22 protein-coding genes are annotated in these 23558 nt (G+C 68.0%); 15 read left to right on the top strand and 7 right to left on the bottom strand.

The window, feature by feature from the left end; translation table 11 throughout:
- Positions 1-2: 2 nt before the first annotated feature.
- Complete coding sequence (locus C4F17_RS07960) at positions 3-422, top strand: hypothetical protein (RefSeq protein WP_106934864.1); 420 nt, start codon at positions 3-5, stop codon at positions 420-422.
- Positions 423-426: 4 nt separating this feature from the next.
- On the opposite strand, the gene C4F17_RS07955 is transcribed toward C4F17_RS07960, so the two are convergent.
- Entirely contained in the window at positions 427-1179 is a 753-nt protein-coding gene (locus C4F17_RS07955; RefSeq protein WP_106937483.1) for a transporter substrate-binding domain-containing protein, read from the bottom strand.
- A gap of 165 nt (positions 1180-1344) precedes the next feature.
- Here C4F17_RS07955 and C4F17_RS07950 point away from each other — a divergent pair, with 165 nt between their 5' ends.
- The 5 genes from C4F17_RS07950 (at position 1345) to C4F17_RS07930 (ending at position 7787) form a co-directional block, all read left to right on the top strand.
- Positions 1345-1761 carry a response regulator gene (locus C4F17_RS07950; RefSeq protein WP_081266746.1) on the top strand — a complete coding sequence of 139 codons (417 nt, stop codon included), beginning with the start codon at positions 1345-1347 and terminating at the stop codon, positions 1759-1761.
- Positions 1758-2432, top strand: a complete 675-nt coding sequence (locus C4F17_RS07945; protein WP_234382651.1) for a biliverdin-producing heme oxygenase — start codon at positions 1758-1760, stop codon at positions 2430-2432. The genes C4F17_RS07950 and C4F17_RS07945 overlap by 4 nt, the downstream gene beginning before the upstream one ends.
- A gap of 103 nt (positions 2433-2535) precedes the next feature.
- Positions 2536-4809, top strand: a complete 2274-nt coding sequence (locus C4F17_RS07940; protein ID WP_234382857.1) for an ATP-binding protein — start codon at positions 2536-2538, stop codon at positions 4807-4809.
- Positions 4802-5260 carry a response regulator gene (locus tag C4F17_RS07935; RefSeq protein ID WP_081270138.1) on the top strand — a complete coding sequence of 153 codons (459 nt, stop codon included), beginning with the start codon at positions 4802-4804 and terminating at the stop codon, positions 5258-5260. Before C4F17_RS07940 ends, C4F17_RS07935 begins: the two co-directional genes overlap by 8 nt.
- Positions 5253-7787, top strand: coding sequence for a response regulator (locus C4F17_RS07930; protein ID WP_106934861.1), 2535 nt, complete (start codon positions 5253-5255; stop codon positions 7785-7787). Before C4F17_RS07935 ends, C4F17_RS07930 begins: the two co-directional genes overlap by 8 nt.
- A gap of 102 nt (positions 7788-7889) precedes the next feature.
- Here the strand turns inward: C4F17_RS07930 and C4F17_RS07925 are convergent, their stop codons facing one another.
- From C4F17_RS07925 to C4F17_RS07915, 3 genes are all read right to left on the bottom strand, one after another.
- Positions 7890-8711 carry a substrate-binding domain-containing protein gene (locus tag C4F17_RS07925; RefSeq protein ID WP_081270136.1) on the bottom strand — a complete coding sequence of 274 codons (822 nt, stop codon included), beginning with the start codon at positions 8709-8711 and terminating at the stop codon, positions 7890-7892.
- Positions 8712-8807: 96 nt separating this feature from the next.
- A complete protein-coding gene (locus tag C4F17_RS07920) occupies positions 8808-9005 on the bottom strand; it encodes a hypothetical protein (RefSeq protein ID WP_106934860.1) in 198 nt (65 codons plus the stop codon).
- A gap of 19 nt (positions 9006-9024) precedes the next feature.
- Entirely contained in the window at positions 9025-9921 is an 897-nt protein-coding gene (locus C4F17_RS07915; RefSeq protein WP_106934859.1) for an SPFH domain-containing protein, read from the bottom strand.
- Positions 9922-10093: 172 nt separating this feature from the next.
- On the opposite strand from C4F17_RS07915, the gene C4F17_RS07910 reads away from it, so the two are divergent.
- Positions 10094-10588: a Spy/CpxP family protein refolding chaperone gene (locus tag C4F17_RS07910; RefSeq protein ID WP_159053619.1), complete on the top strand. Its 495-nt coding sequence runs from the start codon at positions 10094-10096 to the stop codon at positions 10586-10588.
- A gap of 21 nt (positions 10589-10609) precedes the next feature.
- Here C4F17_RS07910 and C4F17_RS07905 read toward each other — a convergent pair whose 3' ends face one another.
- From C4F17_RS07905 to C4F17_RS07895, 3 genes are all read right to left on the bottom strand, one after another.
- Positions 10610-11380 (bottom strand): TIGR04325 family methyltransferase, encoded by a 771-nt coding sequence (locus C4F17_RS07905; protein WP_106934857.1) that lies wholly within the window; start codon positions 11378-11380, stop codon positions 10610-10612.
- A gap of 122 nt (positions 11381-11502) precedes the next feature.
- Positions 11503-12405 (bottom strand): response regulator transcription factor, encoded by a 903-nt coding sequence (locus C4F17_RS07900; RefSeq protein ID WP_106934856.1) that lies wholly within the window; start codon positions 12403-12405, stop codon positions 11503-11505.
- Positions 12383-15778: a hybrid sensor histidine kinase/response regulator gene (locus tag C4F17_RS07895; RefSeq protein ID WP_199851928.1), complete on the bottom strand. Its 3396-nt coding sequence runs from the start codon at positions 15776-15778 to the stop codon at positions 12383-12385. The genes C4F17_RS07900 and C4F17_RS07895 overlap by 23 nt, the downstream gene beginning before the upstream one ends.
- 244 nt (positions 15779-16022) lie before the next feature.
- Between C4F17_RS07895 and urtA the strand changes: the two genes are divergently transcribed.
- From urtA to C4F17_RS07855, 8 genes are all read left to right on the top strand, one after another.
- Positions 16023-17288, top strand: coding sequence for an urea ABC transporter substrate-binding protein (urtA, locus tag C4F17_RS07890; protein WP_106934854.1), 1266 nt, complete (start codon positions 16023-16025; stop codon positions 17286-17288).
- 154 nt (positions 17289-17442) lie between these two features.
- Positions 17443-18357 (top strand): urea ABC transporter permease subunit UrtB, encoded by a 915-nt coding sequence (urtB, locus tag C4F17_RS07885; RefSeq protein WP_081270128.1) that lies wholly within the window; start codon positions 17443-17445, stop codon positions 18355-18357.
- A gap of 32 nt (positions 18358-18389) precedes the next feature.
- Positions 18390-19580 carry an urea ABC transporter permease subunit UrtC gene (gene urtC, locus C4F17_RS07880; protein WP_106937482.1) on the top strand — a complete coding sequence of 397 codons (1191 nt, stop codon included), beginning with the start codon at positions 18390-18392 and terminating at the stop codon, positions 19578-19580.
- Positions 19581-19597: 17 nt separating this feature from the next.
- A complete protein-coding gene (urtD, locus tag C4F17_RS07875; RefSeq protein WP_081270127.1) occupies positions 19598-20341 on the top strand; it encodes an urea ABC transporter ATP-binding protein UrtD in 744 nt (247 codons plus the stop codon).
- Positions 20342-20649: 308 nt separating this feature from the next.
- Positions 20650-21339, top strand: coding sequence for an urea ABC transporter ATP-binding subunit UrtE (gene urtE, locus C4F17_RS07870; protein ID WP_106937481.1), 690 nt, complete (start codon positions 20650-20652; stop codon positions 21337-21339).
- Positions 21340-21378: 39 nt separating this feature from the next.
- Positions 21379-22611 carry a formamidase gene (fmdA, locus tag C4F17_RS07865; RefSeq protein WP_081270126.1) on the top strand — a complete coding sequence of 411 codons (1233 nt, stop codon included), beginning with the start codon at positions 21379-21381 and terminating at the stop codon, positions 22609-22611.
- Positions 22612-22625: 14 nt separating this feature from the next.
- Complete coding sequence (locus tag C4F17_RS07860) at positions 22626-22967, top strand: zinc ribbon domain-containing protein (RefSeq protein ID WP_081270125.1); 342 nt, start codon at positions 22626-22628, stop codon at positions 22965-22967.
- 160 nt (positions 22968-23127) lie between these two features.
- Entirely contained in the window at positions 23128-23478 is a 351-nt protein-coding gene (locus C4F17_RS07855) for an alpha/beta hydrolase (protein WP_081270124.1), read from the top strand.
- Positions 23479-23558 lie beyond the last annotated feature (80 nt).

Raw genomic sequence — 23558 nt, 5'->3', positions numbered from 1 at the left:
CCATGAACACGGCATCGAAGAAATGGCTGGCCGCCGGCGCTTCGGCGCTGCTGCTGGCCGCATGCGGCGCGGGCAGCGGCAACGGCGCGCCGGAGGCGGACCTGGTCGGCGTCTACGCCGTCAGGCAGAACGGCGCGCTCAAGGAGCTCATCAAGATCGAGCGCCAGGGCGACGCCTACGTCATGCGCGACAAGGTGCGCACACCCGAGTGGAGCGAACCGAAGATGCAGATGCGGCCCGTGACGCGCGAGCAATGGAGCCGCATCACCACCGACAAGGAGAACACCGCCTTCGTCGGCGTGGCGAGCGGGCAGCTGGGCATCTTCAAGGTGCCGGCGGGCTGGAAGAAGAACGGCTTCCAGACCTCGACCGGCTACTTCCTGTTCTATTCGCAGGGGCCGGTCGAGGCGTACAAGCTCTGAGCGTTCAGGCCGAGGGCGCGACGCTCGCGCCCTCGATGCGATGGCGCTCCAGCGCGTCGGCCACGAAGCCGGCGGCCTTCATTTCCTCGACGAAGGCCGCCAGCAGCGCCTGGGCATCGGCGCCCCGGCTGGCCGGCGTGCCCATGGCCTGCTGGATCACCATGAAGCGGCCCGGCAGCACGCGCACGCCCGGCGCGCGCTGCGCCTCGCCTTCGAGCAACTGGCGGATGCCGGCCGCCACTTCGACCTCGCCCGCGCGCAGTGCCGCCAGCGCCGGGCCGGCGCCCTGCAGCCGGACGATCTCGGCCTGCTGGATCTCGCGCGTCAGGAACAGGTCATAGGCGCTGCCCGCGCCGACCGAGATGCGATGACCCGGCGCATCGACATGCGCGTTGTCGGTCAGGGCGCTGGCCGAGGGCACGAGGTAGCTGCCCTCGATCAGCACGTAGGGCGCGGTGAACAGCAGCCCTTCGCTGCGCGCGGGATCGATGGCGAAGAAGCCGATGTCGGCCTTCTCGTTCTTCACCGCGTCGACCGAGGCTGCGGCCTTCTCGAACACGACCAGCTCGATGCCCACGCCCAGCCGCCGAGCGAATTCGCGCGCCAGGTCGATCGACACGCCCACCGGCTCGCCGCCGGCGGGGTTCCTGTTGGCGAGGATCGGGTTGCCGAGGTTGATGGAGGCGCGCAGCGTGCCGCCGGGCGCGAAGGCTGAAACGAGGGCGGGGGAGATCGTCGTCGGCTGAGGCTGTGTCATGGCGTTCATTCGTCGGCAGGCGCCGCCGGGGGAGATGGGTAGCGCGCCAGTTTACGGGGGCGCTTGCCACATTTCCTACCGGATGTAGGGAAGCGCGCTCACCGGGCGAGGCTCGCGGATTCGCTTACCCTTGGGGATATTCGAAGAAACAATTTTGTCTCCGCCGTGCCGCTTTCTACCTTTCTTGTCGAAGACAACGCCCACATTCGCCATAACCTGATCGCCGCCATGGAGGACGAGGTCGACATCCACCTGATCGGCACCGCCACCACCGAGGAGGACGCGGTGGCCTGGCTCGGCGACAACCCGGGCGCCTGGGACCTGCTGGTGGTCGACCTGTTCCTGCACGAAGGCTCCGGCCTGGGCATCGTCAAGCGCTGCGGCCGCAGCCGGCCCGGCCAGCGCGTGGTGGTGCTGACCAACTACGCCACCGGGGAAATCGCCGATTGGGCGCGCGAGCTCGGCGCCGACGCCGTGTTCGACAAGGCCGCGGACCTGGACGGCTTTTTCTCGCTGTGCGCCAGTTTCGAGGCCGAAGGGCGGGAGAGCGGCGGCAAGCCGATGGAAAGCCTCGCGCCATGAGCGTGGGAAGCATGGAAAGTACGGAAAGCACGGCAGCCCAGCCCTCCGTGGCCGAGGTGCTTCGCCCGCTGCGCAACGCCACCCAAGCGCTGCATGAAGCGCTGGACAGCCGCCTGCCGATTGCGCGCGAGAACGCCTCGCTGGCGGACTATGCCGCCCACCTGCGCGCCCTGCGCCCATGGCTGGAGGCCGTGCGGCAGGCGCTGGCCGCGCCCGGCGATCCGGGGCTCGACCGGGTGGCGCGGCGCACCGACCGGCGCCTGGCCGCGCTCGCGCTCGACCTCGAAGACGCCGGCGCGGCGCCGGCCGGGGAGGGCGCGGCCGCATCGGCCGAGCTGCCCGAGCCACCCGAGCTACCATTTGCCCCGCAACTGGCCGAAGCCGCCCGCGAACCTGCCTTCGCATGGGGCCTGGCCTACGTGCTCGAGGGCTCCCAGCTCGGCGGCATGGCCATGCACAAGCGCCTGGGGCCGAGGCTGGCGCCGCACCCGATGCGATACTTCCAGCCGGTCGACGCGCCCGACGGCTTGGCCGCCCAGTGGAAGGACTTTGTCGCGCAACTGGCGGCTGCGCTGCGCGATCCGGCCGCCGTGGGCTCGGCCCAGCGCGGCGCGGTGGCCGGCTTCGAAACCTTGATGCCGCGCTTCGGCCTGCAGGTGGCCGCGCTGTAGGAACTGGCCGACGAGAGCGCCCGGGACACGCTGGCATGATCCTTTCGACCTATTCTCATGAGAACACGCGCGGCCCCGGCCGCGCTGCCTGACCTTGTCCAACGTGCCACCGCCCATCACTCCCACCGACCTTTTGGCCGGTTCGCGGGCCATAGAGCCCGTCGAGGTCGACCTGTCCAATTGCGACCTGGAGCCGATCCGCGTGCCGGGCTCGATCCAGCCGCACGGCCGCATGCTGGTGCTCCAGCCGGAGTCGCTGGCGCTCGTCGCATGGAGCGAGAACTGGCCCGACGCCGAACTGTCCGCCGCGCTGGCGGCGGTCCGCGGCATGGCCCTGCCGGCGCTGCAGCCGGGCGGCTCGCCGGTGTCGCTCGGCGCGATGAACCTGGCGCACGCCTTCTTCGACACTTCCGCGCACCGCAGCGACAACCACCTGATCGTCGAGTTCGAGGCGGCTTCACCCCCGGGCGGCAACGAGGCGCCCATCTACTCGCTGGGCCGCGTCTTCCTGCCGCGGCTGCAGGAGGCCGCCACGGTGGCCGAGCTGTGCGGCCTGGCCGCGCGCGAGATGAAACGGCTCACCGGCTTCGGCCGCTGCCTGGTCTACCGCTTCGACGCGGCCGGCCACGGCGAGGTGCTGGCCGAGGAGGCCGACCCCGGCTACGACAGCTACGACGGCCATCACTTCCCCGCTTCCGACATTCCGCGCCAGGCGAGGGCGCTGTACCTCGTCAACCATTTCCGGCTGATCGCCGATGCCAACTACCAGCCGGTGCGCCTGCTCGCCACCGACGCTGCGCTCACTGCCGCGGACATCGACCTGTCGCAGGCGCAACTGCGCAGCGTCTCGCCGATCCACCTCGAATACATGCGCAACATGGGCACGCTGGCGTCCATGTCGGTGTCGATCATCATCGACGGCAAGCTGTGGGGGCTGATCTCGTGCCACGACCATGCTGCGCGCTTTCTCGACACGGGCACGCGGCTCGCGTGCGAGCACCTGGGCCAGTTGCTGTCGCTGCAGATCCAGTCGAAGGAAAGCAACGGCGAGGTGGCCGAGCGGCTCGAGTTGCGCCAGCTCACGCTGCAGATCGTCTCGCACCTGTCCGAGAGCGACGCCACGCTGCAGCACCTCACGGCCGAGGTGTCGCTGATGCTGCGCGTGATGCGCGCCACCGGTGCCGCGGTGGTGCTCGACGACGAGGTCTGGTGCGTGGGCGAGGTGCCCGCCCGGGCGCATGTGCAGGAACTCGCGGAATGGATCGCCGGGCTCGGCGTGGAGGTCTACGAAAGCAATGCGCTGGCCGAGCATTTCGCGCCCGCGGGGCAGTTCATCGACGTTGCGGCGGGCGTGCTCGCCATCTCCATCTCGCAGGTTCACCGGCACCTGATCCTCTGGTTCCGACCCGAGATCGTGCAGACCGTGCGCTGGGCTGGCGACCCGCAGAAGCCGCAGGCCGTGGTCAACGGACGCATGCATCCGCGCCTGAGCTTCGCGAGCTGGGTCGAGCACATCCGGGGCCGCTCCACGGCCTGGACGGCGGCAGAAGTCGGTGCGGCCGGCGAGCTGCGACAGGCGCTGATCGGCATCGTGCTGCGCCGAGCCGAGGAGCTGGCCTCCGTGGCCTCCGAGCTGGGCCGCGTCAACAAGGAGCTGGAGGCTTTTTCGTACACCGTGTCGCACGACCTGCGCGCGCCCATGCGGCATATTTCAGGCTACGTCGACCTGGTGGCCCAGAGCGAGGGCAAGCAGCTCAGTGCCCGGGCCCATCGCTACCTTTCGCACGTCAAGGACGCCGCCGCGTTCGCGGGGCAGATGGTCGATGCGCTGCTCGACTTCTCGCGCATGGGCCGCTCCGCGCTCAAGCAGCGCGAGGTCGACAGCGGCTCGCTGGTCGATGGCCTGGTGCGCGAGCTGAAGCGGCTGGAGCCGCAGCGCAATGTCGAATGGCAGATCGACCCCGATCTCCCGCTGCTCTACGCCGACCCGCTGCTGCTGCAGGTGGCGGTGCGCAACCTGCTGGCCAACGCGGTCAAGTATTCGCGCACCCGCAACCCGTCGCGCATCGCGGTGCGCGCCATCCGCAGCGACCTGGGCGACGGGCTCGAGGTGCAGGACAACGGCGTGGGCTTCCAGATGAAATACGTCGACAAGCTGTTCGGCGTGTTCCAGCGGCTGCACCAGGCCGAAGATTTCGAAGGCACGGGCATCGGCCTGGCCAATGTGAAGCGGATCGTGGAGCGTCATGGCGGCACGGTCTGGGCAAAAGGGGAAGTCGACGCGGGGGCGAGCTTCGGCTTCATCCTGCCGCGCGCGGGCCCCGACAACGCGGCCGCCCCGACGGCGCCGGCCGCCAATGGAGAAGGACATGCTTAAGCCGATCCTGCTTGTCGAGGACGACAAGCGAGACCTCGAACTCACCCTCATCGCGCTGGAGCGCAGCCAACTCGCCAACGACGTGGTCGTGCTGCGCGACGGCGCGCAGGCGCTCGAATACCTGCACCGCGAAGGCGAGCATGCGGACCGCATCGAAGGCAACCCGGCCGTGATCCTGCTGGACCTGAAGCTGCCCAAGGTGACCGGCCTCGAAGTTCTGCAGGCGGTGCGCGCCAGCCCGGCGCTGCGCAGCATTCCGGTGGTGATGCTCACCTCGTCGCAGGAGGAGTCGGACGTGCTGCGCAGCTACGAGCTGGGTGTGAACGCCTATGTGGTCAAGCCGGTGGCTTTCGATCGCTTCGTCTCGGCCATTGCCGAGCTGGGCGTGTTCTGGGCGGTGCTCAACGAGCCGCCGCCGGGTTCGCTGAAGGCGGCGCGCAAGCATGAATAGCGCGGGCGGCGCCGCTGCCGCGACACCGCAGCCTCCGGGCATCCTGATCCTCGAAGACTCCCGCTTCGACGTCGAACTGCTGATCGAGGCGCTGGCGCAGGCCCTGCCGTCGGCCACGACCCACGTGGTGCGCGACGAGCGCGGCTTCGTCGACGCGCTGAACAAGGGCGGCTTCTCGCTGATCCTGTCCGACTACGAGCTGCCGGGGTTCTCGGGCGCGCATGCGCTCGAGGTGGCGCGCCGCATGGCGCCGGAAACGCCTTTCATCTTCGTCTCGGGCGTGATCGGCGAGGACAACGCGGTCGAGCTGCTCAAGAGCGGCGCGACCGACTACGTGAGCAAGGGCCGCCTCGCGCGGCTGCCGGTGGTGCTGGACCGCGCGCTCAAGGAGGCCGCCGACCGCCGCGCCAAGGGGCTGGCGGAGCGCCGGCTGAACGCCGCCAACGCGGCCATCGTCGAAGCCGAGGCGCGCCGCCTCGCGCTGATGGAACTGGGCGACCGCATCCGCGACATGGACGAGCCGGGCGACATCGCCTATGCGGCGTCGGAAATGCTCGGGCAGCGCCTCGACGTGGACCGCGCCGGCTACGGCCTGGTGGACACGGCGGCCGAGACCATCGCCATCGCTCGCGACTGGACCGCGCCCGGCGTGGCCAGCCTGGCGGGCCTGCTGCACTTTCGCGACTACGGCTCCTACATCGAAGACCTACGCCGCGGCGTGACCGTGGCCTTCGCCGACGCGCGCCTGGACCCGCGCACCCGCGACAACGCCGATGCGCTGGAAGCCATCACTGCACGCGCGGTGGTCAACATGCCGCTCACCGAACGCGGCGGGCTGGTCGGGCTGCTCTATCTCAACCATGGGCAGGTACGGCCGTGGTCGCGCGACGAACTGGACTTCGTGCGCGAAGTCGGCGACCGCGTGCGCTCGGCCATCGCGCGGCGCGAGGCGCAGATCGAGCTGATGGCCTTCGCCGAATCCCTGGAGCGCCAGGTCGAGGCACGCACCCACGAGCGCGACCGCACCTGGGCCCTGAGCCAGGACCTGCTGGGCGTCGCCAATGAGCAGGGCTACTTCGTGAGCGTGAACCCGGCGTGGGAGACCGTGCTGGGCTGGAGCGCCGACGAGATACGCGCCATGCCGTTCCGCTCGCTGGTGCATGCCGACGACATGGTCCACACCGAGGCCGAGCTGGAGCGCCTGATGCGAGGCGAGCGCACCACCGGCTTCGAGAACCGCTACCGCACGAAGAGCGGCGGCTACCGCTGGCTCTCATGGACAGCCGTGCCCGACAACGGCCTGCTGTATGCCGCCGCGCGCGACATCACCGACCAGAAGGAGCGCGAGGCCGAGCTCGATGCCGCGCGCGAGCAATTGCGCCAGAGCCAGAAGCTGGAGGCCGTGGGACAGCTCACCGGCGGCTTGGCGCACGACTTCAACAACCTGCTGGCCGCCATCAGCGGCAGCCTGGAACTGATGCGCCGGCGCGGCCTGGACGGCAAGCCGGCCGACATGGAGCGCTACGTGGGCGTGGCGCAGGGCGCGGTCAAGCGCGCGGCGGCGCTCACGCACCGGCTGCTGGCCTTTTCGCGGCGCCAGACACTGGAGCCCAAGCCGCTGAACGCCAACCGGCTGGTGACGGAGATGGAGGAACTGCTGCGCCGCACCCTCGGCCCGCACATCGCGCTGGAGACGGTGGCGGCGGTGGGCCTGTGGAACGTGCACGCCGACCCGGGCCAGCTGGAGAATGCGCTGCTCAACCTGTGCATCAACGCACGAGACGCCATGCCCGAGGGCGGCACGCTGGTCATCGAGACCGCCAACCGCTGGATCGATTCGCGAACCGCGCGCGACCGCGAGCTGCCGATGGGGCAGTACGTGTCGCTCACCGTCAGCGACAACGGCGTGGGCATGCCGCCCGAAGTGGTGGCGCGCGCCTTCGATCCCTTCTTCACGACCAAGCCGATCGGCATGGGCACGGGCCTGGGCCTGTCGATGATCTACGGCTTCGCCAAGCAGTCGGGCGGGCAGGTGCGCATCTACTCGGAAGTCGGCAAGGGCACCTCGGTCAGCATCTACCTGCCGCGGCACGACATGCAGGAAGAGGTGGCGGCCGCGCCGGCCGAGGCCGTGTTCGCGCCGCGCGCGGACCAGGGCGACACCGTGCTCGTGCTGGACGACGAACCCGCGCTGCGCATGATCATCGTCGAGGTGATGCAGGGGCTGGGCTACGCCACGCTGGAGGCCGGCGACGGCGCCGAGGCGCTGCGCATCCTGCAGTCGCCGCGCCAGCGCATCGACCTGCTGGTGAGCGACGTGGGCCTGCCTGGCGGCATGAACGGCCGGCAGGTGGCCGACGCCGCGCGCATCGCGCGGCCCGGCCTCAAGGTGCTGTTCATCACCGGCTACGCGGAGAACGCCGTGCTGAGCCACGGGCACCTGGACCCCGGCATGCACGTGATGACCAAGCCCTTCGAGATGGACGTGCTGGCGCGCCGCGTCAAGCAGCTGATCGAGAGCCGCTAGGGCTGGGCGGCCACCGTGAGCACCGCCTCGTCGCCCGGATCGAAGGGCGGCGGGCCGCGCGGTGCCGGGTTTTCGCCGGCTGCCGCAGCGCTTGTGTTCCGCTCAGCGCGCGGTCAGCGGCTCCAGCCCGGTCTTCGCGATGGTCGGCGCGGCGGCCGGCGAGTTGAGGTAGCGGATCAGCTGTTTCGCCGCTTCGGGCTGCTTCGAAGCGGTGGCGATGCCGGCTGAGAACACCGTCACGCGCTGCACCTCGGCGGGCAGCGGGCCGATGTAGTCGATGCCTTCTATCGGCAGCAGCTCGCTCACCTGCTGCAGCCCCAGCGCCGCGTCGCCGCGCGCCACCACCGAGCCGACGCGCTCGCTCAGGATGCGTTTGCTCTTGGGCTTCACCTGGGCCTCGATGCCCAGCTTCTTGAGCAGCTCGGTCTCGTAGTAGGTGCCGCTCGCGCTGGCCGAATAGGCGATCGACGGCGCGGCGATCAGGGTGCGCTTCAACGCATCGACAGTGCTGATGTCGGGCCTGGGCGCGCCCTTGCGCACCGCGAAGCCGATGGAGGAGCGCACCAGGTCGACCTGGCTGCCCGGCACCACCTTGCCCTGCGCGACCAGCGCGTCGAGCGCCGGACGCGCGAGGATCACCACGTCGGCCGGTTCGTTGCGCGCCAGGCGGCTGGGGATCGAGTCGTCGGCGTTGCCCATCGACGCGCCGTAGGCCGTCTTGACGCTGCGGCCGCTGCTGCGCTCGAAGGCCGGGCGCAGGTCGTTGTAGGCGGCGGTGAAGCCGCCGGAGGTCATGACGTGGATGTCCGCGCTGGCTGCAGGGGGCTGCGTGCCGCCGATGCCGCCGCAACCGGCGAGAGCCAAGGCCGCGAGCAGGGGAAGGGCGGCGCGGCGGGTGAAGGAAGAGAAAGAGGGCTTCGTCACGGTGTCTCCAGTAGGAAGCGGCGGCGAACGGTGCCGCCCGCAGCTGTCATCGTAGAAGCCCTGGCTGTCATTCCGCCCACGGCGGATTGGGGGTTATCACCGAGGCGGCGCCGGCTTGTCGTCGTCCTTCGCGTCCGCGGCCGGCAGCCGACCGCGCCTGGCCAGCCCTTCGCGCAGCAGGAACTCGACCTGCGCATTCGCGCTTCGCAGCTCTTGCGCCGCCAGGCGCTCGATCTCGGCCCACAGGGCGGGATCGATGCGCAGGGGATAGGATTTTTTTCCGGGACTGGCCATCAGGAAACGGGGGGCGGGGTCAGGTGTAAAGCGTACCCGTGTTGACGACGGGCTGTGTCTCGCGGTCGGAGCACAGCACCACCAGCAGGTTCGACACCATCGACGCCTTGCGCTCGTCGTCGAGCACCACGAGGTTGCGCTCCGACAGGCCGCGCAATGCCGCCTCGACCATGCCGACCGCGCCGGCCACGATCTGCTGCCGCGCGCTCACGATGGCCACAGCCTGCTGGCGGCGCAGCATCACCTGCGCGATCTCGGGGGCGTAGGCCAGGTGGGTGAGCTTGGCGTCGAGCACTTCGACGCCGGCGCTTGCGAAGCGCTGGTTGAGCTCCGCCTTGAGCGCGTCGGCCACCGTGTCGAGCCCGGCGCGCAGCGTGGTCTCGTCGCTGGACAGGTCGTCGCCGCTGTCGTAGGCATAGAGGGTGGCCAGGTGGCGGATGGCGGCCTCTGCCTGGATGGCGACGAACTTGTTGTAGTCGTCTATTTCGAACACGGCCTGCGCGGTGTCGTGCACCCTCCACACCACCGCCGCGCCGATCTCCACCGGGTTGCCGCGCTTGTCGTTCACCTTCAGCGGCGGCGTGTTGAGGTTGCGCGCGCGCAGCGAAATCTTCTTGCCTGTCTGCAGCGGGTTGGTCCAGCGCAGGCCTTCGGTGCGGTCGGTGCCCTGGTACTCGCCAAAGAGCGTGAGGATGATGCCCTCGTTGGGCTGCAGCATGTAAAGACCGGGCACCAGCGCGAGCCCCGCCACGATCAGCAGCACGCTCGCTGGCGGCGGCATCAGGCGCTGCGCCATGGCGACCGCGCCGAGCACCATCAGCAGCACCGCCACCGCGACGATGCCGTAGCCGTTGATGGAGCGGTAGGGGCGCTCCTTGCGGATGGAGCGCGGGGTTGCGGGGGGCGTCTCGTTCATGGGTTTCTCCGTTGAAAGTGATATCACTTTAATATCTTTTTTGAGCCCGCTCAAGATTTTTCTGACGGCGATCCGCCTTTACCCCTGGTTTACCGGCGCGCAATCCGCTGGACAGCCGCGGCTCCTGAAATGCACCCTGGCCCTTTCCGGGCCTGCATCAAAGGATTCCAGGATGACGATGAAACGACCCCTGCAGCGGTTCGCGCTGGCCGCGGTATTGATCGCCGTGAGCGGCCACGGCTTCGCTCAGTTCGGCGGCGGCGGGGGTGGCGGTGGCACAGGTGGCGGCCGGCGCGGCGCGCGCAGCGACAACGCGTCGAGCCAGCGCACGGGCGACGGCCTGTCCACGCCCGCCACGGCGGCGGCCAAGGTGCGCGACAAGCTCTACGACCTGCGGCTGCAGTTGATGGTCACCCCGGAACAGTCCCCGCTGTGGGACCGCTTCTCGGATGCCGTGTGGGACTTGGCCGGTCGCGGCGGCTTGGCAAGCGCGGCGTCGGCGGACGACCAGACCGCAGTGCAGTTCGCGCAGCAGCGCGCAGCGCTGGCAGCAGACCGGGCGCGCCGCGCACAGGCAGCGAGCGATGCGCTCTCCAGCCTCTACGACACGCTGTCGCCCGAGCAGCGCCACATCGCGGACCAGAACCTGCCCGCCGTCATTCCCTGAGGGGTTCGCGGCCCTGCTGCTTCAGGTGCCGAGGTCGAAGCAGCAGCCGGCGTAGTAGGGCTTGTCGCCGCCGTCCACGAAGGGCACCTCGATCGGCTTGCCTTCGTTGCGCCATGCATCGCGCTTCTTGTAGCCCGAGCGCATGAGCTCCGCCATCAGCTCGTCGTAGTGTTCGATGCGATAGGGGCACACCGCCACGCCGATGCTGTTGAGCGTGTAGATCGTGCGCTCGGGATGCACCGCCGTCGTGTTGAGGATGATGCGCCTGGGCTTCACCGCCAGCGACGCAAGAATCGCGTCGATGCGCTGCGGCAGGTATTGCAGGCTGCCCGATGCATACAGCAGGTCGCAGCCGCTGGCGTCGCGCGGGTCGGTGGTGAAGTCGAGCTGCGCCGTGGCCTCGCGCTGCACCGCCAGCGCGCGCCCGCTTTCGACCACGCCGGGCACGTCGCACACGGTCCAGTGCAGGTCGTCGGGGTAGCTCAGCACCCGCCGGAACGCGTAGTACTTGATGCCGATGTGCCCGCCCAGGTCGAACACCCGCGTGAGGCCCGCATCGATCGAACGCCCGAGCCAGAAAAGCGCCGGGTAGTCGTAGAAATAGATCTGCGGGCTGTAGAGCTTGGCGGCCTCCGCGTTGTCGTAGCCCACCGCCTTGCTGGGCGGCGCGCCGGCCTCGGCCGCGGCGAAACTCTCGAACGAGCCCATGAAGAGGTTTTCGTCCTGGTTGTTGAGGAACTTGCGCTTGTAGGCGCTTTCGCGGGGCGGAAACTGCAGAAGGCTTGACAGCATTTGTTTGCTCCGGTGGCGCCTGATTCTGAGCGCGACAGGGGCCTCGAAGGGGCAAAGCCCTGCGCCGTTGGGGCGGTTACCCCGCGGGGGTTACCTACCGTTCGCGCCCCGGGTGTCCGGCATCACACCAGTTGCCCGCTCGCCAGCGCCGCGGCCGCAGCCCGCGTCTCCACCCCCAGCTTCTCGAAGATGTGCTCCAGGTGCTTGTTCACCGTGCGCGGGCTGGTGCCCAGGATTTCGCCGATGTCGCGGTTGGTCTTGCCCTTGGCGAGCCATGACAGCACCTCGGTCTCGCGCGGCGTAAGCGCCGCTTCCGCCAGCCGCGTGGCCGGGCCTTCGCGCTGCATCGCGAACAGCAGCATGGTCTCGCCGAGCGCCGCGGCGCCCAGGTTGCGCACCGACAGGCGCATGCCCGTGGCGGTGCCGACCGCAACGGCCGCGCCCGGCGCCAGCGCCGCCTCGAGCGATGCGGGCAGCAGGCCCGGTGCCACCGGGTCTTCCAGCGCATGCAGCCACAGCGCGGCCTGCGGCGAGCGCCACGCGATGCGCCCGCGCGTGTCGACGAACACCACGCCCATGCCGGCCACGTCGACCGCGTCGCGCGCCATGCGCGTGATGCGGGCGTTGCGCGCGTGCGTGTGCAGCCGCGCCAGAACTTCCTGCGCGCGGATCGGCTTCACCACGTAGTCGACACCGCCGCACTCGAAGCCCTCGACCACGTGCGAAGTCTCGGACAGCCCCGTCATGAACAGCACCGGAATGTGCGCGAGCGCCGGGTTGGCCTTGATGCGCCGGCAGGTCTCGAAGCCCGAGAGGCCGGGCATCAGGCCGTCGAGCAGGATCGCGTCGGGCACCACCAGCTCGAGCCGCTGCAGCGCGGCCTCGCCGTCGGCCGCCACCAGCACGGTGTAGCCGCTGGCCTCGAGCGTGTCGCACAGCATGCCCAGGCTGCTGGGCGCGTCGTCGACCACCAGCACCACGGGGCGTTCGGCCGAGGGCGATTCAAGGGGAGAGGGTGTCAGCATCTTCTGCCAGTGCGTTGCGGAGGTTGTCGAGTTCGAAGCGCGCGACCATGCCGCGCAGCCAGGTGCAGGTGGCCGCCGCGGAGGGCGATGCGGCGGCCAGCCGGTCGAGCGCGGTGTGCAGGCCGCGCACGTGGCCCATCTGCACCAGCCGCATGAGTTCGGCGCGGTCGTCTTCCGACAGGTCGAGCCGGGGCGGACGCAGGGGCGTTTCGTCGTCATCGGCGGCGGGTGGCTGCGCATCGCCGGGCGAAAGCCATTCGAGCCCGAGGTGGCGTTCCAGCGTCGCGATCAGCTCCGACTCGATCACCGGCTTGCCCACGAAAGCCTGGCAGCCCGCGGCGCGCAGCCGCTCGGCCTGGTTCTCGAACATGTTGGCCGAGACGATGATGATCGGGATGTCGCGAAAGCCCGAGGCGCGCACCGACGTGGCGGTCTGCCAGCCGTCCATGTCGTCCATCGTCAGGTCGAGCAGGATGGCCGAGGGCAGTTCCTCGCGCAGGCTGTCCAGGCACTCGGTGCCGCTCGCGGCCTCGCGCACCTCGAAGCCCAGCGGCACGAGCATGCCGGCGAGCATCTGGCGCTGCACCGGCTGGTCGTCGACCACCAGCAGCGTGCGGCGCGCGCCGAGGTAGCCCGACACCGGCTGGCGCGGCGCCCCCGCCCTGGCCTGCGGGCCGGGGTCGGCCACCTCGCGCAGGTACACGCGCACGCTGAAGGTGCTGCCTTGCGACGAGGTCGAGGCCAGCTTGAGTTCGCCGCCCATCAGGGAGGTCAGCAGCCCGGTGATGGTGAGGCCCAGCCCCGTGCCGGGCTCGCCCCTGCGCCGGCCGGCCGCGCCGCGCTCGAAGGGCAGGAAGATGCGCTGGTGGTCTTGCGGCGCCACGCCGATGCCGGTGTCGACCACGTCGAAGCGCAGCACCTCGCGGCGCGCATCCACGTGCAGCGTCACCGTGCCGCTGTCGGTGAAGCGCACCGCATTCGTCAGCAGGTTGATGAGGATCTGCCGCAGCCACTTGGCGTCGGCATGCACCCAGGGCGGCAGCCGGCCGGCGTGCGTGTAGACGAACGCCAGGCCCTTGTTCTCGGCCTGCGGCCGCACCATGTGCACCAGCTGGTCCAGGAAGGCCGGCAGCGCCAGCGGCGCGGGCTCCAGCTGCAGCCGGCCGGCCTCGATGCGCGCCAGGTCGAGCAGCCCGTCGATCAGGCCCAGCATGTGTTCGCCGCTGCGGTGGATGGTCTGCACCGCTTCGCGCGGCGGCGTGACTGCATCGCCCTTGAGCAGGATCTGCGAGTAGCCCAGGATGCTGTTGAGCGGCGTGCGCAGCTCGTGCGTCATGCCGGCCACATAGCGCGTCTTGGCTTGGTTGGCGGCCTCTGCGGCTTCCTTGGCCGTCTGCAGCGCGGCGTCGGTGCGGCGGTGCGCCTCGATCTCCAGCGCGAGCAGGTTGTTGTGGCGGTTCGATTCCTCCTGCGCCATCTGCCGGCTTTCGCTGCCCAGCACCACCCACCATGCCGCCACCGCGGCCACCACCGACAGCAGCGCGAACACCTTCAGCAGGGCCGTGGCCATGGTCGAGTCGCTGGTGCCGGCGATGGCCTCCTGCGCATAGACCACGCCCACCACCGTGGCCAGCAGCGCGATGAGCGACGTGGCCACCAGCAGGTAGTGCGCCACGCGGAAGTTGAGCCGCGCCGACAGGGCCGGCGGCAGCAGCGCCTGCAGCCATCCGCTCATCTGCTCGGCCGCGCGCGAGTCGGTCTTGCAGCGGTCGTGGCAGCGCGATTCGAGCGTGCAGCACAGCGAGCAAATGGGCGCGCTGTAGGCCGGGCAGTGCGCCATGTCTTCCGACTCGAAGCTGTTGTCGCACACCGAGCATTTCACGCTCTGGCCGGGCGCCCAGCGCTCGATGTCGTTGCGCGCGAGGTAGTAGCGCCCGCGCGTGCGCCACGCCAGCAGCGGCGAAACGGCCATGGCCGTGACCAGCGCGATGAAGGGCGAAAAAGCCTTGGCCCAATGCCCCAGCGCGCCCGAGTAGGCCAGCATCGCCAGCGCCGCCGCCACCAGCATCGCGACGAGACCCACCGGGTTGATGTCGTACAGGTGCGCGCGCTTGAACTCGATGGCCTTCGGGCTCCAGCCCAGCGGCTTGTTGATGACCAGGTCGGCCACCAGCGCGCCGACCCAGGCGATGGCGATGTTGCTGTAGAAACCCAGCACATGCTCCAGCGCCGCGAACACGCCCAGCGCCATCAGCAGTATCGCGATGACCACGTTGAACACCAGCCACACCACGCGCCCCGGGTGGCTGTGCGTGAGCCGGGCGAAGAAGTTCGACCACGCCAGCGAGCCCGCGTAGGCGTTGGTGAGGTTGATCTTCATCTGCGAGACCACCACGAAAAGCACCGTCACGCCCAGCACCCAGGCCGGATCGCGCAGCACGTACGAGAAGCCGGTGAGGTACATCTGCGTGGGCTCGATCGCGTGGATGCCCGGTATCTCGTGCTGCAGCGCCAGGAAGGCGAGGAAGGCGCCGCCCATCATCTTCAGCATGCCCGGCACGATCCAGCCCGGCCCGGCGACCAGCACCGCCGTCCACCAGCGCACGCGGTTGGCGGCGGTCTTCTCGGGCAGGAAGCGCAGGTAGTCGACCTGCTCGCCGATCTGCACGACGAGCGAGAAGGCCACCGTGGCGGCGGCGCCGAACATCAGCGGGTCGAAGCCGCTGCTGTCCGAGGTGCGGCCCACGAGGCCGGTGAAGTCGGCGTACAGCTCGGGCTTCTTCACCAGCACCGCCACGAAGGGGCAGACGAACAGCACGATCCAGATCGGCTGCGTCCACAGCTGCAGCCCCGATATGAGCGTGATGCCGCGCGCCACCAGCGGAATGATGACGATCGACGACACCATGTACAGCAGCCACAGCGGCCAGTCCAGGTACATCTGCAGCGCCAGCGCGAGGATGGCGGCCTCCAGCGCGAAGAAGATGAAGGTAAAGCTCGCGTAGATCAGCGAGGTGAGGGTGGAGCCCAGGTAGCCGAAGCCCGCGCCGCGCGTGAGCAGGTCCATGTCCACGCCGTGGCGCGCCGCGTAGTACGAGATCGGCAGGCCCGTGAGGAAGGTGATGAGCCCGACGACCAGGATGGCCCACAGCGCGTTCGAGAAGCCGTAGCTCAGGGCGATGGCCCCGCCGATGGCCTCCAGCGCCAGGAACGAGGTGGCGCCGAAGGCCGCGTTGGCCACGCGGAACTCCGACCACTTGCGGAAGCTGCGCGGCGTGTAGCGCAGGGCGTAGTCCTCCAGCGTCTCGTTCGCGACCCAGGCGTTGTAGTCGCGGCGGATGCGAAAGATCTTCTGTCCGGAGACGGATTGCATGGCGGGTTCTCGCGGCGGCGGTTGCATGGGGCGGGTACAGCAAGAAGCGCTCCCTGGGCCCTTTTTTCGCCGATCTCCGGCTCGCGAGTCTGCGGGCAGGGCCGGTTGTCGCCGCTACGTTGAATGACGTATTCGCGCATACGCCGCTGATTTCTAAAGTTCCAGCCATGGTGCTCGGGGCACCGTCCGATGCACTGCGATGGTGCGCGGCCTTCCTTTCCAACAACCTGCCTGGAGTTTCCTGATGTCGCGTGATTCCGATTCTTCCCTCGATGCCCTGGCATTGCGCCGCCGCCGTCTGCTGCAGGGCGCCGCGGCGCTGCCCGTGATGGGCCTGAGCGGCCTGAGCTTCGGCCAGGGGCAGTTCCCCACGGCCAAGGTCAACACCACCAAGCTCGCCGTGACCGACACCGAGGTGACGGTGGGCCAGCTGCATTCGTCCACCGGCACCATGGCCATCTCGGAAACCGGCTCGATCCAGGCCGAGCAACTGGCCATCGACCAGATCAACGCAATGGGCGGCGTGCTGGGCCGCAAGATCAAGGTCATCAAGGAAGACGGCGCCTCCGACTGGCCCACGTTCGCCGAGAAGTCGAAGAAGCTGCTGGTCAACGACCATTGCGCGGCCGTGTTCGGCTGCTGGACCAGCGCATCGCGCAAGGCCGTGCTGCCGGTGTTCGAAAAGGAGAACGGCCTGCTGTACTACCCGACCTTCTACGAAGGCCTGGAGCAGAGCAAGAACGTGATCTATACGGGCCAGGAAGCCACGCAGCAGATCATCTGGGGCCTGGACTGGGGCGCGAAGGAGAAGAAGGCCAAGACCTTCTTCCTGGTGGGCTCCGACTACATCTGGCCGCGCACCTCGATGAAGATCGCGCGCAAGCACATCGAGAACTTCCAGAAGGGTTCGGTCAAGGGCGAGGAGTACTACCCGCTGGGCCACACCAACTTCAACTCGCTGATCAACAAGATCAAGGTGGCCAAGCCCGACTGCATCTTTGCGGCCGTGGTGGGCGGCTCGAACGTGGCCTTCTACAAGCAGCTCAAGGCCGCCGGCATCACCGGCGACAAGCAGTTCCTGCTGACGCTGGCCGTGACGGAAGACGAGATGACCGGCGTGGGCGGCGAGAACTTCGCGGGCTTCTACTCGTCGATGAAGTACTTCCAGACGCTGGACAACCCGAACAACAAGAAGTTCGTGGAAGCCTTCAAGGCCAAGTACGGCAAGGACGCCGTCATCGGCGACGTGACGCAGGCGGGCTACCTCGGCCCGTGGCTTTGGAAGGCGGCGGTGGAGAAGGCCGGCAGCTTCGACGTGGACAAGGTCGTGGCCAGCTCGCCCGGCATCGAACTGAAGACGGCGCCCGAGGGCTACGTGAAGCTCGACGCCAACCACCACCTGTGGAGCAAGGCACGCATCGGGCAGGGGCAACCGGATGGGACCTTCAAGGTGGTGGCGGAGTCGGCTGAGCTGATCAAGCCCGATCCGTTCCCGAAGGGCTACCAGTAATCCTGTCTTTCTCCCTCCCCCTCTGGGGGAGGGCAGGGGTGGGGGCTCGGCGGCAGTTGATGAAGCCTTGCGCTTGCGATCGCCGGTAGGCCCCCATCCCAGCCTTCCCCCAGAGGGGGAAGGAGCCAACACCCCAACTTCGGAACAGCTTGCCATGACTCTGTCGGACATGATGAACATCGGCCTCATGCAGGGCTTCGCGGGGCTGAGCCTCTTCGCGGTGCTGCTGCTCATGGGGCTGGGCCTGGCGATCATCTTCGGCCAGATGGGCGTGATCAACATGGCGCATGGCGAGTTCATGACCATCGGCGCCTATTCGATCTACCTGGCCGCGCGCGTCACCGAAAGCCTGGCGCCCGAGTTCATGCCGTACTACTTCCCGATCGCCATCGCTCTGGCCTTCGTGTTCGCCTTCATCGCCGGCTGGATCGTGGAGTGGGTGCTGATACGCCATCTCTACAAGCGGCCGCTCGACACGCTGCTCGCCACCTGGGGCGTGAGCCTGGGGCTGCAGCAGATCTTTCGCACCTTCATCGGCCCCAAGGAAGTGAGCCCCACGCTGCCCGAGTGGCTCATGGGCTCCTGGACGCCGCATGAGGGCCTGGACATTCCGATCAACGGCCTCTTCGTGCTGGCGCTCACCGCGCTGGTGACGGGCGGTGTGCTGGTCGCGCTGCACAAGAGCCGCTGGGGCCTGCGGGTGCGCGCCACCGTGGCCAACCGCACGATGGCCAACGCCACCGGCATCGACACGAAGAAGACCGACCGCCTGACATTCGCCATCGGCTGCGGCATTGCCGGCGTGGCGGGCGCGGCTTTCACCACCATCGGCTCGACCGGGCCGACCTCGGGCTCGCTCTACATCGTGGACGCGTTCCTGGTCGTCACCTTCGGCGGTGCTGCGAGCCTCTTCGGCACCGTGGTCTCGGCCTTCGGCATTGCGCAGACCCAGTCGATCTCCGAGTTCTTCATGACCGGCTCGATGGCCAAGGTGCTGACGCTGTCGCTGATCGTGCTGATCCTGATGATGCGGCCGCAGGGACTTTTCGCCGTCAAGGTCCGCCGCTGATGAACCCGATTCCCTTGCAGGAGAACGTTCCGATGAATTTCATCAAGGCCTCGATCCAGCGCTACCAGCTCGGCAGCCTGCTGCTCCTGGTGCTGCTGCTCGCGGTGGTGCTGCCGCTGTCGCTCGACATCTTCCGCCTCAACCTCGTGGGCAAGTACCTCACCTACGCCTTCGTGGCCGTGGGCCTCGTCATGGTGTGGGGCTACGGCGGCGTGCTGAGCCTGGGGCAGGGCGTGTTCTTCGGCATCGGTGGCTATGCGATGGCGATGTTCCTCAAGCTCGAAGCCTCCGACCCCGTCGCCACCAAGATCCAGACCACGCCCGGCATCCCGGACTTCATGGACTGGAACCAGATCACCGAACTGCCCACGCTGTGGCTGCCGTTCAAGAGCCTGCCGCTGAGCCTCGCGCTGGTGGTGCTGGCGCCGATGGCGCTGGCCTGGCTCGTGAGCTTCGCGATGTTCAAGCGCCGGGTGGGTGGTGTGTACTTCGCGATCATCACGCAGGCGGTGGCGTTGATCTGCACCGTGCTCATCATCGGCCAGCAGGGCTACACCGGCGGCGTGAACGGCATGACCGACCTGAAGACACTGCTGGGCTGGGACACGCGCACCGACGGCGCCAAGTACGTGCTGTATTACGTGTGCGTCGGCCTGCTGGTGCTGAGCATCCTGCTGTGCCGCTGGATCCAGACCAGCAAGCTGGGCACGCTGCTGCTGGCCATGCGCGACAAGGAAGACCGCGTGCGCTTCTCCGGCTACGACGTGTCGAACTTCAAGGTCTTCATCTTCTGCCTCGCGGCCGGGCTCTCGGGCATCGGCGGCGCGATGTTCGCGCTGCAGGTGGGCTTCATGTCGCCGAGCTTCGTGGGCATCGTGCCCTCCATCGAGATGGTGATCTTCTGCGCCGTCGGCGGACGCATGAGCCTGGTGGGCGCGGTGTACGGCGCGCTGCTGGTGAACGCGGGCAAGACGCTGTTCTCCGAGAGCTTCCCCGACCTGTGGCTGTTCCTGATGGCGGGCCTGTTCATCGGCGTGACCATGGCCTTTCCGATGGGGCTGGCCGGGGTGTGGGAAGAAAAGATCCGCCCGTGGTGGAAGTCGCGCCGACAGGCGCTGCGCGATGCCGCCGTCAAGCCGCCGGCATCAACCGCACCCGTACCGCCCGCAGCACAACCACCCGAGCCCGCGCTGCCAGAAGGCGTCGGCAGCCAGCGCGCCTGAACCGGAGCCACACATTCATGAGCAACACAGACTTCGCGCTGGCGGTGGAAGACCTCACCGTGTCCTTCGACGGCTTCAAGGCCATCGACGACCTCACGCTGTACATCGACCGCAATGAACTGCGCGTCATCATCGGCCCCAACGGCGCCGGCAAGACCACGCTGCTCGACCTGATCTGCGGCAAGACGCGCGCCAGCGCCGGCAGCATCAAGTTCAAGAACACCGAGCTCACGAAGATGGCCGAGCACAAGCGTGTGCGGCTTGGCATAGGGCGCAAGTTCCAGACCCCGTCGATCTACGAGAACCTGAGCGTGTTCCAGAACCTGGAGGTGTCGTTCCCCAAGGGGCGCTCGGTGTTCGGCGCATTGGCTTTCAAGTGCGACGACGAGGTCAAGGCCAAGGTGCAGGCGGTTGCGGAAGAGATCGGCCTGGCGGACCGCCTCGATACCGAAGCCGGCTTGCTGAGCCACGGCCAGAAGCAGTGGCTGGAGATAGGGATGCTGCTGATGCAGGAGCCCGAACTGCTGATGCTCGACGAGCCCATTGCCGGCATGAGCGCGCGCGAACGCGAGCTCACGGCCGACCTGCTCAAGCGCATCTGCCAGAACCGCGCGGTGATCGTCATCGAGCACGACATGGCCTTCGTGAAGCAGATCGCGCACAAGGTCACCGTGATGCACCAGGGAAAGATCCTTGCCGAGGGGCCCATGGAGAAGGTGCAGGCGGATCCCAAGGTCATCGACGTTTATCTGGGGCACTAGATGACGCGCGGTTTTTCAGGGCGCGCTCGCGTCGATGGGGTACCTTGCTCCGCGAATGTCCCCCGGCCTGCGGCCTCCTCCTTTATTTCGCTGCGCAAGGCACCCCATCGACGCGAGCGTTGGACGGCGCAGTCGTTGATCAGTCGTGCACCAGCAGCGTGTCCCCTTGCACAGGGCGTCGGGTGCTCCCCGCAGCGAAATAAAGGAGGAGGGCGAAGCCCGGGGGACATTCGCGGAGGGGAGTACCCGATGGCCTGTGCAAGCCCCCCGAACACAACCCAAAGGATCCCAGCAATATGAGCAACCTCATACTGAAGGTGCAAGACCTGCACGTAGCCTACGGCCAGAGCGAGGCCCTGCACGGCATCTCGTTCGAAGGCAAGGCCAACGAAACCATCGCCATCATGGGCCGCAACGGCATGGGCAAGACCACGCTGTTCAAGAGCTTGATGGGCGTGCTGCCATTGAAGAGCGGGCGCATCGAAGTGGCGGGGCAAGACGTGTCGCGCGACGAGAGCTTCCGCCGCGTGGCAAAAGGCATCGCCTACGTGCCGCAAGGCCGCATGATCTTTCCCACGCTCACAGTGGAAGAGAACATCCAGACCGGCCTGGAGAACTCGAAGACCCGCCGCATCCCCGAGGAAATCTACGCACTGTTCCCCGTGCTGTGGGACATGAAGAGCCGCAAGGGCGGCAACCTCTCCGGCGGCCAGCAGCAGCAGCTCGCCATAGCGCGCGCACTCGTCACCGACCCGAAGGTCCTGCTGCTCGACGAGCCCACCGAGGGTATCCAGCCTTCGATCATCAAGGACATCGCCAAGGCGCTCAACGAGATCCGTAAGCTGCGCGGCATCACCGTCGTCGTGTCCGAGCAGGTGCTCAGCTTCGCGATGGACGTGGCGGACCGGCTCTTCGTCATCGAGGGCGGGCGGCTCGTGCACGAGACCGCGCGCGACAAGACCGACGTGGATCACATCAAGGCCTACCTCTCCGTTTGATTTTCCGTTCAACCACAACCCAACCAGGAGCCACCGCAAATGACGGACACGCTGATCAAGGTCGATCTGACCAAGTCGCCCACCGAGAACGAGAACATCCACAACCGCTGGCACCCGGACATCCCGATGGCCTGCTGGGTCAACCCCGGTGACGACTTCATCCTCGAGACCTTCGACTGGACCGGCGGCTTCATCAAGAACAACGACAGCGCAGACGACGTGCGCGACATCGACCTGAGCACCGTGCACTACCTCTCGGGCCCGGTGGGCGTGAAGGGCGCCGAGCCCGGCGACCTGCTGGTGGTCGACCTGCTCGACATCGGCGCCAAGCAGGACAGCCTCTGGGGCTTCAACGGTTTCTTCTCGAAGAAGAACGGCGGCGGCTTCCTGACCGATCACTTTCCCGAGGCGCAGAAATCGATCTGGGACTTCAAGGGCATGTTCACCAGCTCGCGCCATGTGCCGGGCGTCAACTTCGCGGGGCTGATCCACCCCGGCCTCATCGGCTGCCTGCCCGACAAGCCCATGCTCGACATGTGGAACGAACGCGAGAAGGCGCTCATCGCCACCGACCCGGACCGCGTGCCCGGCCTGGCCAACCCGCCGTTCGCCGGCACGGCCCACATGGGCAAGATGACCGGCGAGGCACGCGCCAAGGCTGCGGCGGAGGGCGCGCGCACCGTGCCGCCGCGCGAGCACGGCGGCAACTGCGACATCAAGGACCTGTCTCGCGGCTCCAAGGTGTTCTTCCCGGTGTACGTGGACGGCGCGGGCCTGAGCGTGGGCGACCTGCACTTCAGCCAGGGCGACGGCGAAATCACCTTCTGCGGCGCCATCGAGATGGCCGGCTGGGTGCACATGAAGGTCACGCTCATCAAGGGCGGCATGGCCAAGTACGGCATCAAGAATCCGATCTTCAAGCCCAGCCCGATCACGCCGCAGTACAACGACTACCTGATCTTCGAAGGCATCTCGGTCGACGAGAGCGGCAAGCAGCACTACCTCGACGTGAACGTGGCCTACCGCCAGGCTTGCCTGAACGCCATCGAGTACCTGAAGAAGTTCGGCTATTCGGGCGCGCAGGCCTATTCGATCCTGGGCACGGCGCCGGTGCAGGGCCACATCAGCGGCGTGGTCGATGTGCCGAACTCGTGCGCCACGCTGTGGCTGCCCACGGGCATCTTCGACTTCGACATCAACCCGAACGCATCGGGCCCGGTGAAGTTCATCGACGGCAGCATCGACATGCCGCTGTCGCACGACCTGCGTTGAAGGACGGCCAGCCCATGCCCACCTACGACTACGCCTGCGGGCAATGCGGCGGCTTCGAGGCGCTGCGGCCCTCGGGGCTGCGAGACGAACCCGCCTGCTGCCCGGATTGCGGAACGGCTTCTCCGCGCGTGCTCTCGGCCGCGCCGCGGCTGGCGCTGATGGCGTCGGGCACGCGCCGTGCCATGGAGACCAACGAGCGGGCGCGACACGAGCCGGGCAGCTCGCGGGACTATGCGCGCTTCAAGCATCCGGCGGGCTGTGGCTGCTGCGGTTCGGGCAAGCGGGGCGCGACGGTGACCGCGCCCAACGGCGCCAAGTCCGCGCCGTCGCGCCGGCCGTGGATGATCAGCCACTGAGGCGGTTTCGCAGGGGCAACCCCTATTGACCGGGCGCTTTTCAAGGCCCGGATTGTTTCAATCCTGTGAACGCCGCGGTTCTTTTCGCGAGCGTTTTTTGGGGTCATTCAGGATCAAACTTCTCCTCACCAACCAACCGTCTGCCCTGAAGGAGATTGAAATGAATGCCTCGAAGATCCTCGCCGCCGCTGCCCTCTCGCTCCTGGCTGCCGCCGGAGCCCATGCAGAAACCTACGACGGCGTGCACGTCGTGAACTCGTCCGTTTCCCGCGCTGAAGTGGCACCGCAAGCCGTTGCCGCCGCACGTGCAGGCAACGAATACAGCGATGCCGCCAGCGCCGGCGCACAAGCCTTCACGTCGACCGCCAACCGCGCCACCGTGCAGGCCGAAGCCGTCGCCAAGGCGCACGACCCGCTGCAAAGCCTCGACCGCCGCGCGTTCTACCGCGACGAAGTGCCGCAAGCCTACAAGAAGCCCAGCGTGTCGTTCACGCGCCAGGCCGGCCTGTAAGCCGTTGCATGAGCAGGAATGAAGAAGGGCCTCACGGCCCTTTCTTCATTTCCGGAGTTCATTTTTCTTCAGCGTTTCAA

The organism is Variovorax sp. PMC12 (genome assembly GCF_003019815.1).
GTDB lineage: Bacteria > Pseudomonadota > Gammaproteobacteria > Burkholderiales > Burkholderiaceae_C > Variovorax.
This window is presented reverse-complemented; position numbering and strand designations above follow the sequence as displayed.